This is a genomic window from Pseudomonas sichuanensis, assembly GCF_024749065.1.
GTDB classification, from domain to species: Bacteria; Pseudomonadota; Gammaproteobacteria; order Pseudomonadales; family Pseudomonadaceae; genus Aquipseudomonas; species Aquipseudomonas sichuanensis.
The window spans coordinates 4087469-4104422 of the sequence record NZ_CP087185.1; the positions used below are offsets into that span (position 1 = coordinate 4087469).

Annotated in this window: 13 protein-coding genes; 9 read left to right on the forward strand and 4 right to left on the reverse strand. The window is 64.5% G+C overall.

Going from position 1 to position 16954, the window contains the following annotated elements:
• Positions 1 to 163: 163 nt before the first annotated feature.
• The 8 genes from LOY51_RS18565 (at position 164) to LOY51_RS18600 (ending at position 10486) form a co-directional block, all read left to right on the forward strand.
• On the forward strand, positions 164 to 1996 hold the full coding sequence (locus LOY51_RS18565; protein ID WP_258642523.1) for an extracellular solute-binding protein: 1833 nt from the start codon (positions 164 to 166) through the stop codon (positions 1994 to 1996).
• The gene (locus tag LOY51_RS18570) at positions 1993 to 3819 is read left to right on the forward strand and encodes an extracellular solute-binding protein (protein ID WP_258642524.1); all 1827 of its coding nucleotides are present in this window, start codon (positions 1993 to 1995) and stop codon (positions 3817 to 3819) included. The genes LOY51_RS18565 and LOY51_RS18570 overlap by 4 nt, the downstream gene beginning before the upstream one ends.
• A gap of 1 nt (position 3820) precedes the next feature.
• Complete coding sequence (locus tag LOY51_RS18575; RefSeq protein ID WP_125464850.1) at positions 3821 to 4894, forward strand: microcin C ABC transporter permease YejB; 1074 nt, start codon at positions 3821 to 3823, stop codon at positions 4892 to 4894.
• 1 nt (position 4895) lies between these two features.
• Complete coding sequence (locus LOY51_RS18580; protein ID WP_125859437.1) at positions 4896 to 5915, forward strand: ABC transporter permease; 1020 nt, start codon at positions 4896 to 4898, stop codon at positions 5913 to 5915.
• Between the two features lies 1 nt (position 5916).
• The gene (locus LOY51_RS18585) at positions 5917 to 7527 is read left to right on the forward strand and encodes an ABC transporter ATP-binding protein (RefSeq protein ID WP_125859438.1); all 1611 of its coding nucleotides are present in this window, start codon (positions 5917 to 5919) and stop codon (positions 7525 to 7527) included.
• A 489-nt stretch (positions 7528 to 8016) separates the two neighbouring features.
• Positions 8017 to 8265: a hypothetical protein gene (locus LOY51_RS18590; protein ID WP_258642527.1), complete on the forward strand. Its 249-nt coding sequence runs from the start codon at positions 8017 to 8019 to the stop codon at positions 8263 to 8265.
• Positions 8266 to 8419: 154 nt separating this feature from the next.
• On the forward strand, positions 8420 to 8689 hold the full coding sequence (locus tag LOY51_RS18595) for a DUF3077 domain-containing protein (RefSeq protein ID WP_125463394.1): 270 nt from the start codon (positions 8420 to 8422) through the stop codon (positions 8687 to 8689).
• Positions 8690 to 9433: 744 nt separating this feature from the next.
• A complete protein-coding gene (locus LOY51_RS18600) occupies positions 9434 to 10486 on the forward strand; it encodes a T6SS phospholipase effector Tle1-like catalytic domain-containing protein (protein ID WP_125859439.1) in 1053 nt (350 codons plus the stop codon).
• A gap of 18 nt (positions 10487 to 10504) precedes the next feature.
• On the opposite strand, the gene LOY51_RS18605 is transcribed toward LOY51_RS18600, so the two are convergent.
• Positions 10505 to 10870: a HEAT repeat domain-containing protein gene (locus tag LOY51_RS18605; protein WP_258642531.1), complete on the reverse strand. Its 366-nt coding sequence runs from the start codon at positions 10868 to 10870 to the stop codon at positions 10505 to 10507.
• On the reverse strand, positions 10867 to 11835 hold the full coding sequence (locus tag LOY51_RS18610) for a LysR family transcriptional regulator (protein WP_258642532.1): 969 nt from the start codon (positions 11833 to 11835) through the stop codon (positions 10867 to 10869). The genes LOY51_RS18605 and LOY51_RS18610 overlap by 4 nt, the downstream gene beginning before the upstream one ends.
• A 280-nt stretch (positions 11836 to 12115) precedes the next feature.
• Here LOY51_RS18610 and lysA point away from each other — a divergent pair, with 280 nt between their 5' ends.
• Positions 12116 to 13351, forward strand: coding sequence for a diaminopimelate decarboxylase (gene lysA, locus LOY51_RS18615; protein ID WP_258642534.1), 1236 nt, complete (start codon positions 12116 to 12118; stop codon positions 13349 to 13351).
• A gap of 221 nt (positions 13352 to 13572) precedes the next feature.
• Here lysA and LOY51_RS18620 read toward each other — a convergent pair whose 3' ends face one another.
• Both LOY51_RS18620 and LOY51_RS18625 read right to left on the reverse strand, forming a co-directional pair.
• Positions 13573 to 14271, reverse strand: coding sequence for a response regulator (locus LOY51_RS18620; RefSeq protein WP_125859444.1), 699 nt, complete (start codon positions 14269 to 14271; stop codon positions 13573 to 13575).
• The gene (locus LOY51_RS18625; protein WP_125859445.1) at positions 14268 to 16922 is read right to left on the reverse strand and encodes a DUF4118 domain-containing protein; all 2655 of its coding nucleotides are present in this window, start codon (positions 16920 to 16922) and stop codon (positions 14268 to 14270) included. Before LOY51_RS18625 ends, LOY51_RS18620 begins: the two co-directional genes overlap by 4 nt.
• Positions 16923 to 16954 lie beyond the last annotated feature (32 nt).

A 16954-nucleotide genomic window follows, 5' to 3' on the forward strand; every position in this document is an offset into this window, starting at 1 on the left:
CGAAGCAGGCTCTGCGGTGCGTGGCACCGGCTTGGCCGGTGTTCGCGGGTAAACCCGCTCCCACAGGGGACTTCATTTGCTCCAAGGGCGCCCTTTTTCCTGCCAAGACAAGCTGTTACTGTACCCCGACCAAAGCCCAACGCCTTCTGGATCGGATGCCGACTTGATACGTCCCCTCCTGCTGTCCCTCAGCCTGGCCTTGAGCTTCCCCGCCGTCGCGATGGTGAGCGAAAGCCACGGATACGCGCAGTTCGGCACGCTCAAGTACCCGGCCACCTTCACCCACTTCGACTGGGTCAACCCGCAAGCCCCTAAAGGCGGCACCTTGCGGGCCATGGCGTTCGGCACCTTCGACACGCTCAACCCCTATACCTTCAAGGGCTCGAGCCCGGTCACCACGCCCAACTTCCTGCAATACGGCATCAGCGAGCTCAACGAGCCACTGATGGTCGGCACCGGCATGTACGACCCCTCCGGCGACGAGCCCACTTCAAGCTATGGCCTGATCGCCCGCAGCGTCGAGTACAGCGAGGACCGCAGCTGGGTGGTGTTCAACCTGCGCCCCGAGGCACGTTTCCACGACGGCACGCCGATCACCTCGGCCGACGTCGCCTTCAGCTACCGCACCCTGCTCAAGGATGGCCACCCGATCTATCGCACCAACCTGCAGGAAGTGCAGCGCGTCGACATCCTCGGCCCCCTGCGCATCCGCTTCGTCTTCAAGCGCGCCGGCAACCCGCTGCTGATCCTGCGCCTGGGCGAGATGCCGGTACTGCCCAAGCATTACTGGCAAACGCGTGATTTCAAGGCCACCACCTTCGAGCCACCGCTGGGCAGCGGCCCGTACCGCATTAGCGAAGTGCAGCCTGGCCGGCGCCTGGTGTTCGAGCGGGTGAAGGACTACTGGGGCAAGGACCTGGCGGTCAACCGCGGCAAGTACAACTTCAAGCGCGTCGAATACGAGTTCTACCGCGACGCCACCGTGGCCTTCGAAGCGTTCAAGGCCGGCGAGTTCGACATCTATATCGAGCACCAGGCCAAGAACTGGGCCAACGGCTACAACTTCCCCGCCGTGCGCCGGGGCCAGGTGATCAAGGCGCAGATCCCGCACCAGATCCCCACGCAAACCCAGGGCCTGTTCATGAACAGCCGCCGCGCCACCTTCGCCGACCCTCGGGTACGCCAAGCGCTGGGCCTGATGCTGGACTTCGAGTGGACCAACCGCGCGCTGTTCAGCAGCGCCTACCGCCGCGCCACCAGCTACTACCCCAACAGCGAGTTCGCCGCCAGCGGCCTGCCCACCGGCAAGGAGTGGCTGCTGCTCAAGCCGTTCCGCGACCAACTGCCGGAAAAGCTGTTCACCGAGCCCTACCAGGTCAGCCACACCGATGGCCGTGGCATCAGCCGCCAGACCCTGCGCCAGGCCCTCGATTTGTTCGCCCAGGCCGGCTGGAAGCTCAACGGCCAGCGCCTGGTGGACAGCAAGGACCAGCAGTTGCGCATGGAACTGTTGTTGGTGAACCCGAACCTCGAACGTATCCTGCAACCTTATGTCGAAAATCTGGCCAGCATCGGCATCGATGCTCGCTTGCGCACCGTCGACCGCGCCCAGTACAAACAACGGCTCGACCAGTTCGATTTCGACATGATCCTGATGACCCTGAACCAGACCCTGAGCCCCGGCCTCGAACAGTGGCTGTACTTCCATTCAAGCCAGGCCGCGACCAAGGGCAGCAAGAACTATGCTGGCGTGAAGGACCCGGTGGTCGACCACCTGCTCGACACCCTGCTCGCCGCCCGCACCCGCGATGACCAGATCGCCGCCGCCCGGGCCCTGGACCGCGTGCTCTCATGGCAGTACTACATGATCCCCAACTGGTACCTGGACAACCATCGCCTGGCCTACCGCAACCGGCTGGCCTTCGTCACCACGCCGCCCTATACCCTCGGGCTGAACAGCTGGTGGATCAAGAAGACTTCGGAGAAAGCCAAATGACCCCGACCCTGCGCCTGGCCTGCAGCCTGATGCTGGCCTGCCTCACGCTCCCGGCCATGGCCGCCCCGCAACACGCCCTGACCCTGTATGACGAAGCGCCGAAATACCCGGCCAACTTCAAGCACTTCGACTTCGTCAACCCGAATGCGCCCAAGGGCGGCACGTTCCGCCAGTCCAGCTTCGGCGGCTTCGACAGCCTCAACCCGTTCATCAACAAGGGCGTGCCCGCCGACAACGTCGGCAGCATCTACGACACCCTGATGCGCCAGAGCCTGGACGAACCCTTCACCGAGTACGGCCTGGTGGCCGGCAAGATCGAAAAAGCCCCCGACAACAGCTGGGTGCGCTTCTACCTGCGCCCCGAAGCACGCTTCCACGACGGCCACCCGATGCGCGCCGAGGACGTGGTGTTCACCTTCAACGCCCTGATCAAGGACGGCGCGCCGCTGTACCGCCAGTACTACGCCGACGTCGCCGAGGTGGTTGCCGAAGACCCGCTCAAGGTGCTGTTCAAGTTCAAGCACACCAACAACCGCGAGCTGCCGCTGATCCTCGGCCAGCTGCCGGTGCTGCCCAAGCACTGGTATGAAAACCGCGACTTCAACCGCGGCAACCTGGAAATCCCCTTGGGCAGCGGCCCCTACAAGGTCGCCGACGTGAAGGCCGGCCGCTCGATCCGCTACGAGCGGGTCAAGGACTACTGGGCCAAGGACCTGCCGATCAACCGCGGCTTCTACAACTTCGACGTGATGACCTTCGACTCCTACCGCGACAACACCGTCGCCCTCGAAGCGCTCAAGGCCGGCCAGTTCGACTACGGCCTGGAAGTCAGTGCGAAGAACTGGGCCACCGCCTACGACGTGCCCGCCGTGCGTGATGGCCGGTTGATCAAGGAAGAGCTGCCCAACGGCACCCCCGTCGGCATGCAAGGCTTTATCTTCAACCTGCGCAAGCCGGTGTTCCAGGATGTGCGGGTGCGCCAGGCGCTGAGCCTGCTGCTGGACTTCGAGTGGACCAACAAGCAGCTGTTCAACGGCGCCTACCTGCGCACCGGTAGCTATTTCGAGAACTCCGACATGGCCGCCCAGGGCCTGCCCTCCCCGGCCGAACTGAAAATCCTCGAACCGCTGCGCGGCAAAGTCCCCGAACAAGTGTTCAGCGAGGTCTTCCACAACCCCGTCACCGACGGCAGCGGCATGATCCGCGAGCAGCAGCGCCAGGCCTACAAGCTGCTGCAGGAGGCCGGCTGGAAAATCGTCGACGACAAGATGGTCGACAAGGACGGCAAGCCGCTGAGCATCGAGTTCCTGCTGGCCCAGACCCAGTTCGAGCGCATCCTGCTGCCGTTCAAGCGCAACCTCGCCGACCTCGGCATCGAGCTGAACATCCGCCGCGTCGACGTTTCGCAGTACATCAACCGCCTGCGCTCGCGCGACTACGACATGATCGTCGGCGGCTTCTCGCAATCCAATTCGCCCGGCAACGAGCAGCGCGAGTACTGGTCCAGCGCCGCCGCCGACAACCCCGGCAGCCGCAACTTCATCGGCCTGCGCGACCCGGCCATCGACCAGCTGGTGGAGCAGTTGATCAACGCCGATTCGCGCCAGAGCCTGATCGACCACACCCGCGCCCTCGACCGCGTGTTGCTGTGGGGTTACTACGTGATCCCCAACTGGCACATCAAGACCTGGCGCGTGGCCTACTGGAACCACATCGGCCACCCGCAGGTGCCGCCCAAGTACGACATCGGCATCGACACCTGGTGGATCAAGCCAGGCGTCACCCCCGCCGTGACCGACGCCCCTGCGGATGAGGCCAACTGACATGCTGGCCTATATCCTGCGTCGCCTGCTGCTGATCATCCCCACCCTGTTCGGCATCCTGATCATCAACTTCATCATCGTCCAGGCCGCCCCCGGCGGCCCGGTCGAGCAGATGATCGCCAAGCTCGAAGGCTTCGAAGGCGCCACCAGCCGCATCGCCGGCGGCGGTGCCGAAGTGTCGGTGGCCGGCTCCAACTACCGCGGCGCGCAAGGCCTGGACCCGGCCCTGATCGCCGAGATCGAGCGCATGTACGGCTTCGACAAGTCCGCCCCCGAACGGCTGTGGATCATGGTCAAGAACTACGCCCAGCTCGACTTCGGCAACAGCTTCTTCCGCGACGCCAAGGTCATCGACCTGATCATCGAGAAGATGCCCGTGTCGATCTCCCTGGGCCTGTGGAGCACGCTGATCATGTACCTGGTGTCGATCCCGCTGGGGATCGCCAAGGCGGTGCGCCACGGCAGCCATTTCGACGTGTGGACCAGCTCAGCCATCGTCGTCGGCTACGCCATTCCCGCGTTCCTGTTCGCCATCCTGCTGATCGTGCTGTTCGCCGGCGGCAGCTACTTCGACTGGTTCCCGCTGCGCGGCCTTACCTCCAACAACTTCGACGAGCTGTCCACCACTGGCAAGGTCCTGGACTACTTCTGGCACCTGGTGCTGCCCATCACCGCGCTGGTGATCGGCAACTTCGCCACCATGACCCTGCTGACCAAGAACAGCTTCCTCGACGAGATCAACAAGCAGTACGTAGTCACCGCCAAGGCCAAAGGCCTGAGCCGCACCCGCGTGCTGTACGGCCACGTGTTCCGCAACGCCATGCTGCTGGTGATCGCCGGCTTCCCTTCGGCGTTCATCGGCATCTTCTTCACCGGCTCCCTGTTGATCGAGGTGATCTTCAGCCTCGACGGCCTGGGCCTGATGAGCTTCGAGGCGGCCATCAACCGCGACTACCCGGTGGTGTTCGGCACCCTGTTCATCTTCACCCTGCTGGGGCTGTTGGTGAAACTGATCGGCGACCTCACCTACACCCTGGTCGATCCGCGTATCGACTTCGCCAGCCGGGAGCACTGACATGGCCCTCTCCCCCCTCAATCGTCGGCGCTTCGAGCGCTTCAAGGCCAACCGCCGCGGCTGGTGGTCGCTGTGGATCTTCGTGGTGCTGTTCGGCCTGAGCCTGGGCGCCGAGCTGATCGCCAACGACAAACCAGTAGCGGTGCGCTACGACGGGCAGTGGTACTTCCCGGCCTTCAAGCGCTACCCCGAGACCACCTTCGGCGGCGAGTTCCCGCTGGAGGCCAACTACAAGAGCCCGTACATCCGCGAGCTGCTGGCCAAGAAAGACGCCTTCGTGCTGTGGGCGCCGATCCCGTTCAGCTACCAGAGCATCAACTACGACCTCAAGGTGCCCGCCCCCGCGCCGCCCTCGGCCGACAACCTGCTGGGCACCGACGACCAGGGCCGCGACGTGCTCGCCCGGGTGATCTATGGCTTTCGCATCTCGGTGCTGTTCGCCCTGACCCTGACCCTGGCCAGCTCCGTCGTCGGCGTCATCGCCGGCGCCCTGCAGGGTTTCTATGGCGGCTGGGTCGACCTGGCCGGCCAGCGCTTCCTGGAGATCTGGTCCGGCCTGCCGGTGCTGTACCTGCTGATCATCCTCGCCAGCTTCGTGCAGCCCAACTTCTGGTGGCTGCTGGGCATCATGTTGCTGTTCTCGTGGATGAGCCTGGTGGACGTGGTGCGCGCCGAGTTCCTGCGCGGCCGCAACCTCGAGTACGTCCGCGCCGCCCGCGCCTTAGGGATGCGCAACGGCCCGATCATGTACCGGCACATCCTGCCCAACGCCATGATCTCGACCATGACCTTCATGCCGTTCATCCTCACCGGCGCCATCGGCACCCTCACTGCCCTGGACTTCCTCGGCTTCGGCCTGCCCGCCGGCTCGCCGTCGCTGGGCGAGCTGGTGGCCCAGGGCAAGTCCAACCTGCAAGCGCCGTGGCTGGGCATCAGCGCCTTCGCCGTGCTGGCGGTGATGCTGAGCCTGCTGGTGTTCATCGGCGAGTCCGCCCGCGATGCCTTCGACCCAAGGAAATGACATGAGCCAAGACACCCTGATCGAAGTGCGCGACCTGGCCGTGGAGTTCGTTACCGGCGACCAGGTCAACCGCGTAGTCGATGGCATCAGCTTCGACATCCGCAAAGGCGAAACCTTGGCCCTGGTCGGCGAGAGCGGCTCGGGCAAGTCCGTCACCGCCCACTCGATCCTGCGCCTGCTGCCCTACCCCCTGGCCCGGCACCCGTCCGGCAGCATCCAGTACGACGGCAAGGACCTGCTGCACCTGGGCGAAAAGCCCATGCAGCGCATCCGCGGCGACCGGATCGCGATGATCTTCCAGGAGCCGATGACCTCGCTGAACCCCCTGCACAGCATCGAAAAGCAGATCAACGAAATCCTCCTGCTGCACAAAGGCCTCACCGGCAAGCAAGCCACCGCCCGCACCCTGGAGTTGCTGGAACTGGTCGGCATCCCCGAGCCGCGCAAGCGCTTGAAGGCCCTGCCCCACGAGCTGTCCGGCGGCCAGCGCCAGCGCGTCATGATCGCCATGGCCCTGGCCAACGAACCCGAACTGCTGATTGCCGACGAGCCCACCACGGCGCTCGACGTGACCGTGCAGTTGAAGATCCTCGACCTGCTCAAGGAGCTGCAGGCGCGCTTAGGGATGGCCCTGCTGCTGATCAGCCACGACCTCAACCTGGTACGCCGCATCGCCAACCGCGTGTGCGTGATGCAATGCGGCAAGATCGTCGAGCAGGCCGACTGCGCCACACTGTTCAGCAAGCCGCAGCACCCGTATACGCAGATGCTGATCAATGCCGAACCCAGCGGCGCGCCGGCAGCGAACGCCGAAGGGGCGCCGTTGCTGGAGGTGAAGGACTTGAAGGTGTGGTTCCCGATCAAGAAGGGGCTGCTGCGCCGCACCGTGGACCATGTGAAGGCCGTGGATGGGGTGAACTTCAGCCTGCCCCAGGGGCAGACCCTGGGGATTGTTGGCGAGAGTGGATCCGGCAAGTCCACACTGGGCCTGGCCATCTTGCGGTTGATCTCCAGCCAGGGCGGTATTCGCTTCCACGGGCAGAACCTGGAAGGGTTGAACCAGAAGGAAGTGCGGCCGCTGCGCCGGGAAATGCAGGTGGTGTTCCAGGACCCCTTTGGCAGCCTGAGCCCGCGCATGTGCGTGGCGGATATCGTTGGCGAGGGGTTACGGATTCACAAGATCGGCACGCCAGCCGAGCAGGAAGCGGCGATTGTGGCGGCGCTGGAGGAAGTGGGGCTGGATCCGCGGACGCGGCATCGGTATCCCCATGAGTTTTCTGGGGGGCAGCGGCAGCGGATTGCGATTGCTCGGGCGTTGGTGTTGAAGCCGGCGCTGATTTTGCTGGATGAGCCGACCTCGGCGCTGGATCGGACGGTGCAGCGGCAGGTGGTGGAATTACTTCGGAATTTGCAGGTTAAGTACAACCTGACGTACCTGTTTATCAGTCACGACTTGGCGGTGGTCAAGGCGTTGAGTCATCAGTTGATGGTGATCAAGCATGGGCAGGTGGTGGAACAAGGGGATGCGGGGGCGATCTTTAATGAGCCCAAGCATGGGTATACGCGGCAGTTGTTGGAGGCGGCGTTTTTGGGCACAACATCGATTGCCTGAAACCGGCCCCTTTCATCCAAATAGCTCGCGCGATTCCTGTGGGAGCGGCTTTAGCCGCGAACACCGGCGTAGCCGGTGCCAGTCACCGCGTCGCTTGCTTCGCGGCTAAAGCCGCTCCCACAAAAAATCGCGTTAACCGGGCCGGCCAATATCAGTGCAATATCTGCAACTGCTGACTTTGCTACCCGTCACGAAAAATCAGATTAAAGCCCTTACTTGTAGTCCATTTCCCAAACATACTCCTGCCGCCTTTTTTCCGTTGCGGTCGCTTTGGCAGCCCCCTAGTCTCGGCGAGTCGCTGAGTTTAGCGATCGACTTTGACAGGTCGCGACGGTACATGGCTACAGCTCTCCTTTATGGCAGCTGTACGTGCGGGCACGCTTGCGTGCGCCGGAACTTGCTATGTCCGCCGGTCTGTCAACCCACGTACAGCTGCCACCCTTCTGTTTGACAGCAGTCAGGTGACCGCATCTTTAAAAGGACGTAGTCATGCTGAAGATTGTTCCGGACCCACCCCACAACCATCACTCCCTCGAAGACACCCTCGTCCAGGCCACAGAGTACGCCCTGTGCGCACAGGCCGTGGCGCATCAGGCCATTTCGGTCCAGCAGCCCAAGTCCCACGCGTCGATTCTGATCATGGCGTTGATGCATGAGATCGAGGCGCTGCGGGTGCTGCTCGAGTCGGCGTTGATTCAGGTGCAGATGCCGCAGCTGGAGCGTCGGGCGTTCCACTAGGCCGGTAGGCGTGTTTTGCCTGGACCGCCCTCATCGCCGGCAAGCCGGCTCCCACAGGGATTGGCTTTGCCCTAGCACCGGTGCCGTAACTGTGGCGTTGGGTTGCCAGCGATAGAGGCCGTCCGGGCATCGATCATTTCAGGGAGAGTGAGCAATGAATACAGACGACACCACGCCCCGCACCACTGCGGGCAAAACCAAGTTCTACCAAGGCGAAGGGATGACCGCTCCGCTGTTCTGCATCGAGCCCGGCATCCCCTGCCAGCATGCGCGGGATCAGGCTTCGGAGCTGATGGGCTGCGTGCGCGACCTGACCATTGCCGGGATCATGGAGGAGAAGCCGCAACTGCTGTGGGCGTCGTATTACCTGAGCGCGCTGGCCAAGGCGCTGATGGATGATGCGGAGTTGGGGATGAAGCACTGAGGGGTGGATTACCTGGGCTGGATTCCACATCTGTTTAGGCTGCGGCACTCCTGTGAGACAGGCGCAGCAGCATCCGCGCGCACCACGATACCGCGTCATGCCAACAAGGCGGACAGCGATGACCTCACAGGCATGACTGGCCCGAAACAAATGTGGGAGCTGGCTTGCCAGCGATGCGCCGCGCGGGCGGCGCTCGATCTTGAGAGCGCTGCAAAATTCCCGGCAAGCACCTGGTGGCCCTCCCCCCAATACCCTGACATGCACATAGCGGCCATTACCGAATGCTGACTCAACAAAACCAGCGGTGTAATTCCCAAGCGCCTGTCTTGGGGTCGCATGTGGGCCACTAGGTGCTTGGCGGCAGGTTTGCAGCGCCTATGAAATCGAGCGCCGCCCGCGCGGCGCATCGCGGCACAAGGCCGCTCCATCTGTTTCGGGCCAGTCACTCCTGTGAGGTCACCGCTGTCCGCCTTGTTGGCACGACGCGGTATCGCGGTGCGCGCTGATGCCGCTGCGCCTGTCTTGTGTCATGCGACATTCCCACGCCATAACCTCCACGGCACCCCAACAAATGTAGGGCTACAGTGATCGCTGAGAACAGCACCTGCGAATGGCCTGGGGAGCATGTGTCAGCGCACCACCCGCTGTAACTTGCGCTGCACCCTGCACGAAATACCCGTTATTCACGCCCATGCCCAGTGCGGTTCAAAGCCCAGGCCGCACAGTGGCAAAGGAGAACGGACAATGCCCAAGAAAATCATCATCTCGTTTGACGGCACCTGGAACACACCGGATGTGAAGTCCGAAATCAAAGGCAGTAAAAGCACCAACGTGTGGAAGTTGCACGCAGCCCTGCTCCCACGCGACAAGGACAACACCGTCCAGCACAAATGGTACGACCAAGGTGTTGGTACCGACTGGTACGACCGCATCAGCGGGGGTGCCTTCGGGGTGGGGCTTTCAGAAAAGATCCTCGACGGCTATCGCCACCTGGCAAGCACCTACGAACCGGGTGACCTGGTCCATATCTTCGGCTTCAGCCGGGGCGCCTACACGGCGCGCAGCCTGGTGGGCCTGATCCGTAACGCAGGGCTGCTCAAGCCCGAACACCTCGACCTGACCCGTGAGGCCTATGGCCTGTACCGCACCCGCGACGAAGGCGCCGACTCGGATAGCGCGCAACTGTTTCGCAGCAACTTCTCACGCACCATCACCATCCACATGCTGGGTATATGGGATACCGTCGGCGCGCTGGGCGTGCCGCTTGAGTCCTTCGACTGGTTCAACAAGTCGTACTACGAATTCCATGACACCGAACTGAGTTCGATCGTCCACAACGCCTTCCACGCGCTGGCCATTGATGAGTGGCGCAAGAACTACCAGTGCACCCTGTGGGACCCGAAGAGCAAACCCAACCAGCGTGTGGAGCAAGTCTGGTTCTGCGGTGCCCACGCCAATATCGGCGGTGGCTACCCGGACAACAGCCTCTCGGATATCGCCCTGACGTGGATGATCAACAAGGCGGTCGAATGTGGCCTCGCAGTCGACACCAGCAAGCTCCCCAGCCTGCCCACCACGACACTGCCGATCACCAACTCCTACAAGCAGTTCCTCGGCGGTGCCTACAGCCAGTTCAATCCGCCCTACTACCGGGATATCGGGCAAACGCTGTTTGGCCGGGAGGCCATCGACCCAAGCGTCGAGGACCGGCTCAAGCACGAGCCTGAATACAAGCCGAAGAATACGGTTGGCCCGAATTTGGTCGGCAGCTTCACGCCGGTCGGGAAGGTCAGGTAGTAGGGTTCGATGGCGTCTCTACTTGAGGGGCCAACGAGCCAGCCCTTCTTCTCCATAAGCCTGGATGTCCGGGTCGGCACTGCTCGCCATGTGTTCAAGCACTGCGCGGGATTGCAGGGTGCCGATCCGCGCCAGCGCATACGCGCACTTGCGCTGGAACTCCTGCAGGTTGCCCCAGCGCACCAGGCTGGCGAACGGAATGTTCACCGCCTGCGCAATGGCAGGTACCGCCGTCGCATCGCCGAGCAGCCCGAGTTCGAACACGATGTCTTCGAGTCGCTCATGGGTTTCCTCCAGCAATAACCGGGTGAGGGTCGACACAGAATCTGGAAGGGGTTCGAGATCCCCCAGGGATTTTGCCGTCGTGGGCTGTGATCCGTTCATTGCGCTTCCTTGTGGATGGACAAAGCTGCCCCGGATTCTATCGCCACTTGAGCGCTGCTACCGCCCAGCGCCGCTGTCATTTCCCGCGCCTGCTCACGCAAAGCCTGGCAAAACGGCTCGACAACCGCCGACGTCGGCCGATGTTCCGGCTGGATCAGCATCACCCGATACGGCACCGAGATACTCAACCGCCGAATCGGCAACCCACCCTGCCCCGCTTCCAGCCCACTCAAAGGGTTGATGATCGCCACCCCCAACCCCTGCCGGACCATGGCGCACACCGAGGCCGCGCTGGTGGTCTCGATCACAGTGCGCCGATTCACCCCGGCAGCGCGAAAGTGCTGGTCGAGTTGCTGGCGGTAGGTGTCGAGGCTGGCCAGGTTGATGAAGTCGACCTCGTCGAAATCGCTCAGTTCAAGGACCGCCTTGGCCTGCAATGGGTGCCCATGGGGCAGCACGCAGACCATGTCAGCGCTGAACAGCAGCTCGCCCACCGCGCCACGCGGGACCTGCTCGACTTCGGTCAGGCCGAGGTCGTGCTGCTGGGCGACCAGCGATTCCTCCAACAGCGGCGATTCCTGGGCGGTGATGCTCACGCTCACGCCCCGGTGTTGCTGGTGGAAGCGCTGGCAGGCCCTGGGCAGCAGGGTTTGCGAGAACAGCGGCAGGCAGGTAATGGCCAGCCGGCCTTGCTCGAAGTTGCGGATGGCCTGGGCAAAGCGGTCGATGCGTTCCAGGCCGACGAAGGCGCGCTCCACCTCGTCGATCAGCAGCAGGGCCTGGGCGGTGGGCGCCAGGCGCCCGCCTTCGCGGTCGAACAGGTTCAGGCCGGTGACCTGCTCCATGCGCGCCAGTTCACGGCTGACGGTGGGCTGCGAAGTGAACAGCAGCCGGGCGGCGCCGGTGACGCTGCCGGCGGCCATGATGGCGCGGAACACTTCGATATGGCGGACGGAGAGTTTCATGGGGGTACACAGCCTGAAGTATGAACGCGGCGTCGTGGGAGCGGGCTTGCCCCGCGATGCAAGCAACGCGGAGCATGGCACCGGCCATGCCGGTGATCGCGGGGCAAGCCCGCTCCCACGCACATGCACATGCACATGCACATGCACATGCACATGCACATGCACATGCACATGCACATGCACATGCATATCAAATATGAATAGACTAAATAAAAATAGCTATTTTTGTGAATCAATCAACTCCTTCAAGATCGGTGCATCCATTACAAGGAACACCACCATGAGCACCCCTTCCACCCTCCTGGCCGACGCCGTCCGCCAACACGGCTCGCCCCTGTGGGCCTACGACGCGCAAACCATCGGCCAGCGCATCGACCAGCTGCTGCAGCACTTCGACACCGTCCGTTTCGCACAAAAGGCCAACCCCAACCTGCACGTCCTGCGCCTGATCCGCGAACGCGGCCTGGTGCTCGATGCGGTCTCGCTGGGTGAAATGGAACGTGCCTTCGCTGCGGGTGCGCAGGTAACTGGCGAACCGGCCGGGGTGGTGCTGACCTGCGACGTGCTGGACCAGCCGACCCTGGCGCGGGTGGTCGAGACCGGTATCGAAGTGAACGCCGGTTCCATCGACATGCTCTGCCAACTGGGCGAACGCTCCCCTGGGCACCGGGTGTGGCTGCGCATCAACCCAGGCTTCGGCCACGGCCACAGCCGCAAGACCAACACCGGCGGTGAAAACAGCAAGCACGGTATCTGGCACGAGCAACTGCCCGAAGCGCTGGCCTGCGTGAAGCAGCACGGCCTGCACCTGGTGGGCGTGCACATGCACATCGGCTCGGGGGTGGATTACCAGCACCTGGAGCAGGTGGCCGGGGCCATGGTCGGGCTGATCGGCCAACTGGGCATGGACATCGAAGCCTTCTCCATCGGCGGCGGGCTGTCCACGCCTTACCGCCAGGACGACCAGCCGGTGGACCTGCAGTGCTATGCCCGCACCTGGGCACTGGCGCGGGCGGAGATCGAAGCGATGCTCGACCACCCCGTGCGCATGGAGATCGAACCGGGGCGCTTCCTGGTGGCGGAGTCGGGCTACCTGGTGGCCGAGGTGCGCGCCGTCAAGCAGATGGGCAACAACCACTACATCCTGGTGGACGCCGGCTTCAACGACCTGATGCGCCCTGCGATGTATGGCGCTTATCACCGCATGAGCCTGTTCGATGCCGTGGGGCGGCCCGTCAATCGCCCGCTGCAACCGACCGTGGTGGCCGGGCCGCTGTGCGAGTCCGGGGATGTGTTTACCCAGGACGATCAGGAGCTGACGCCCCAGGTACTGCCGCAAGCCAAGGTCGGTGACCTGCTGGTGATTCACGATGCCGGGGCCTACGGCGCGTCCATGTCGTCGAACTACAACAGCCGGCCGCTGTTGCCGGAGTTTCTGATCGAGCAGGGTCAGATGCGCATGATCCGCCGGCGGCAGACTGTGCAGGAACTGCTGGCGCTGGAGCTGGGTGTCTAACACTCAGTAGCGCGATACGTGCTGATATGAACATCGTGGGAGAAACTGTCTTGTGGGTTATCCAAAAACCGACGCGATTCCTGTGGGAGCGGGTTTACCCGCGAAGATGACACCTCGGTGCCTGGCACGGGCTATGCCCGTGTTCGCGGGTAAACCCGCTCCCACAGGGAACGCGCAGCTGTTTGAATGACGAGCAAGACAGTTACCCCCACGTGTCCTCGCTACGGCTGCGCTGGCGCCACCAACCGATACCCCACCCCCGCCTCGGTAATGATGAACCGTGGCGCGGTCGGATCATCCCCCAGCTTCTGGCGCAGGTGCCCCACCACAATCCGCAGGTAATGCGTGTCGTCGGTGTGGGTCGGCCCCCAGATATCCTTGAGCAGCTGCTGCTGGGTAATCACCCGCCCAGGGTGCCCGGCCAACTGCGCCAGCAAGGCGTATTCCTTGCGCGTCAGCGCCACCTCCAGCCCCTCCAGCGTCACCTTGCGAAAGGCAAAATCCACCACCAGCGGCCCAAAGCTGGCCGTCGAAGTTGCACTGCCCACCTGCGGCGCCTGGCGCAGCAACGCGCGCACCCGGGCGAGGAATTCCTGGATGCCGAACGGCTTGGTCACATAGTCGTTGGCACCACCATCCAGCGCATCGACCTTCTGCACTTCACTGGCGCGCACCGACAGTACCATCACCGGCACCGTGCTCCATTCGCGCAGCTCACGCAGCACTTGCTGGCCGTCCATGTCCGGCAGGCCGAGGTCGAGCACCACCAGGTCAGGCTTGCTCAAGGCGGCCTGGGCCAGGCCTTCACTGCCGGTACCGGCTTCAATCACCTTGTAGCCCTGGGACGCCAGGCTGATGCGCAGGAACTTGCGGATCTGCGGTTCGTCGTCGATCACCAGCAGGGTGGCGGCTTGGCTCATGGGGCTTCACTTTCGCTATCGGGTTGGGTGGGCAGCGGCAAGCATAGTGTGATGCAGGTGCCGTGGCCATCGAGGCCCTCGCCCACCAGGATGCGCCCGCCGTGGGCGCCGATCATGCCCTGGCAGATCGCCAGGCCCAGCCCGGTGCCCTGCCCGCCGCGGTCGCCGCGGGCGGCGGTGTAGAACATGTCGAAGATCTTTTCGCGCTCGTCCTCGGGGATGCCGGGGCCCTGGTCGCTGACGGCGAAGCACAGTTGCTCGTCCTGCACCTTCACCTGCAAGTCGAGCCGCCCTTGTGGCGGCGAGAAACGCGCGGCGTTTTCCAGCACGTTCACCAGCGCCTGCTCGATCAGCGCGGCATGCACGAACAGCAGCGGCAGCTCGCCGGGCACATCGGTGTGCACGCGCAGCGGCGCCAGCACCACGCGCAGGCGGTTGAGGGCGCTGCCGACGATATCGGCGGGGGCCACCCAGTCGCGGGCGAGCTTGAGGCTGCCGTGGCCGAGGCGGGTCATGTCCAGCAGGTTCTGGATATAGCGGTCCAGGCGCTCGGCTTCGTCGCGGGTGCCTTCGAGCAACTCGCGGCGGTCGTCCGGGGGGATGGCGTCGCCCAGCGCCAGCAGGCTGTCGATGCTGCCGCGCATGGACGTGAGCGGGGTGCGCAGGTCGTGGGACACCGAGGCGAGCAAGGCGCTGCGCAGTTGCTCGGTTTCGCCGTGCAGGCGCGCGGCCTCCAGTTGCTCGCCCAGGCGGGCGCGGGCCAGGGCCTGGGCCAGGGGCTGCGCCAGGGCCATCAACAGGCGGCGGCGCTGGGCAGCCATGGGTTCGCCGTTGCGCGGGCGCACGCCGAGCAAGGCCAGGGGTTGCTCCTCCACGGCCAGCGGCCACCACCACCAACGGCCGTGGGGCAAGGTGTCGCTGCCGAAACCTGCGGCCTGGCCGTGCTGCCAGGCCCATTCGGCAGCGGCGCGTTCGTTGTCGGTGAAGGCCGGGGCATCGCCGCTGGCGACTTGCAGCAGGCCGTCGACGCTGCGTTCGAGCAGGCACACCTGTACGTCCTGCCAGCCGTTCAGGTGCTGGCCGGCGGCGCTGAACACGGCCTGGCGATCGGTGGCCACGGTCAGCCGGCGCGACAGGTCGAGCAACTGGTTGGTCTGCGCCTGGGTTTCGCGCAGGGCCTGCAACTGGCGGCGCTGGCGGGCGGCGAGGTTGCCGGTGAGCGCCGCCATCAACAGGAAGAACACCAGGGTCAGGACGTCTTCTTCGCGCTGGATGCTGAACGAGAAGTTCGGCGGGATGAACAGGAAGTCGTAGGCGAGGAACGACAGCACTGCGCAGGCCAACGCCGGGCCGAGGCTGCTGCGCACCGCCACCAGCAGCACGGCGGCGAGGAACACCAGCGAGATATTGGGCAGCGCCAGCACGCTGGACACCGCCCATGACAGGCCGGCGGCCAGCACCGTGGCCAGCAGCGCCAGCAGGTAGTGGCGCCACACCCACACGCGCTTGGCCGCAGCGCTGGCCGGTTGCGGCTGGGCGTCGCGGTCGAGCACGTTGATTTCCAGGCCATGGCTTTCGCGCAGCAGGCGCGCCGCCACGCCGGCACCGAAGAAACGGCGGCGCAGCAGGTCGCGGGACTGGCCCACCAGCACCAGGCTGGCGCGGCGTTCGGCGGCGTGCTGGATCAGCGTGCGGGCCACCTCCCCTGCCCTGAGCAGCACCACTTCACCGCCCAGCCGTTCGGCCAGTTGTTGGGCAGCCTGCAGGCGATGGCGGGCGGTTTCGTCGCGCAGGCGGCCGTTGTCGACGTGCACCACGCTCCACGGCAAATGGCGGCGTTGCGCAACGCGGCTGGCATGGCGCACCAGGCGTTCGGCCTGGTCGTCGCCGTCGATGCCGACCAGCAGCCGGCCGCGCAGGGCCGGCGCTTCCTGGCCGCGCTGGCGGTAGCCGCTGGCCAGGTCGGCATCTACCTGGGCGGCGGCGGTCTGCATCGCCAGCTCGCGCAGGGCGGTGAGGTTGGTCTGGGAGAAATAGGCGTCGATGGCGGCGCGGGCCTGCTCGGGCACGTAGACCTTGCCCTCGCGCAGGCGCTCCAGCAGTTCGCGCGGCGGCAGGTCGATCAGCACCAGTTCGAAGGCTTCCTGCAGCACCCAGTCGGGCAGGGTTTCGCGCACCTGCACGCCAGTGATGTCGCGAACCTTGTCGTTGAGGCTTTCCAGGTGCTGGACGTTGACCGTGGTGTACACGTCGATACCGGCGGCCAGCAGCTCCTGCACGTCCTGCCAGCGCTTGGCGTGGCGGCTGCCGGGGGCGTTGCTGTGGGCCAGCTCGTCGACCAGTACCAGCGGGGGCTTGGCCTTGAGCAGGCCGTCGAGGTCCATTTCTTCGAGCAGCACGCCACGGTATTCGCTGCGCAGCAACGGTTGCTGGAGCAGGCCGCCGAGCAGGGCCTCGGTTTCGGCGCGACCGTGGGTTTCGACCACCCCGGCCACCACCTGCACGCCTTGGCGCTGCTGGGCGTGGGCGGCCTGGAGCATGGCGAAGGTCTTGCCGACCCCAGGCGCGGCGCCGAGGAATACCTTGAGCCTGCCCCGGCCTTCGCGGGGCAGGCCGGCCAACAGCGCGTCGGCGCGGGTGGGGTTGCTCATGTTTGATCCTTCACAAATTGCGAATGTGGGCC

Excerpts from the sequence above, each read along its gene's own strand:
- LOY51_RS18570 (WP_258642524.1), top strand. The coding sequence starts at position 1,993 with ATGACCCCGACCCTGCGCCTGGCCTGCAGCCTGATGCTGGCCTGCCTC.
- LOY51_RS18575 (WP_125464850.1), top strand. The coding sequence starts at position 3,821 with ATGCTGGCCTATATCCTGCGTCGCCTGCTGCTGATCATCCCCACCCTG.
- LOY51_RS18580 (WP_125859437.1), top strand. The coding sequence starts at position 4,896 with ATGGCCCTCTCCCCCCTCAATCGTCGGCGCTTCGAGCGCTTCAAGGCC.
- LOY51_RS18585 (WP_125859438.1), top strand. The coding sequence starts at position 5,917 with ATGAGCCAAGACACCCTGATCGAAGTGCGCGACCTGGCCGTGGAGTTC.
- LOY51_RS18590 (WP_258642527.1), top strand. The coding sequence starts at position 8,017 with ATGCTGAAGATTGTTCCGGACCCACCCCACAACCATCACTCCCTCGAA.
- LOY51_RS18595 (WP_125463394.1), top strand. The coding sequence starts at position 8,420 with ATGAATACAGACGACACCACGCCCCGCACCACTGCGGGCAAAACCAAG.
- LOY51_RS18600 (WP_125859439.1), top strand. The coding sequence starts at position 9,434 with ATGCCCAAGAAAATCATCATCTCGTTTGACGGCACCTGGAACACACCG.
- LOY51_RS18605 (WP_258642531.1), bottom strand. The coding sequence starts at position 10,870 with ATGAACGGATCACAGCCCACGACGGCAAAATCCCTGGGGGATCTCGAA.
- LOY51_RS18610 (WP_258642532.1), bottom strand. The coding sequence starts at position 11,835 with ATGAAACTCTCCGTCCGCCATATCGAAGTGTTCCGCGCCATCATGGCC.
- lysA (WP_258642534.1), top strand. The coding sequence starts at position 12,116 with ATGAGCACCCCTTCCACCCTCCTGGCCGACGCCGTCCGCCAACACGGC.
- LOY51_RS18620 (WP_125859444.1), bottom strand. The coding sequence starts at position 14,271 with ATGAGCCAAGCCGCCACCCTGCTGGTGATCGACGACGAACCGCAGATC.
- LOY51_RS18625 (WP_125859445.1), bottom strand. The coding sequence starts at position 16,922 with ATGAGCAACCCCACCCGCGCCGACGCGCTGTTGGCCGGCCTGCCCCGC.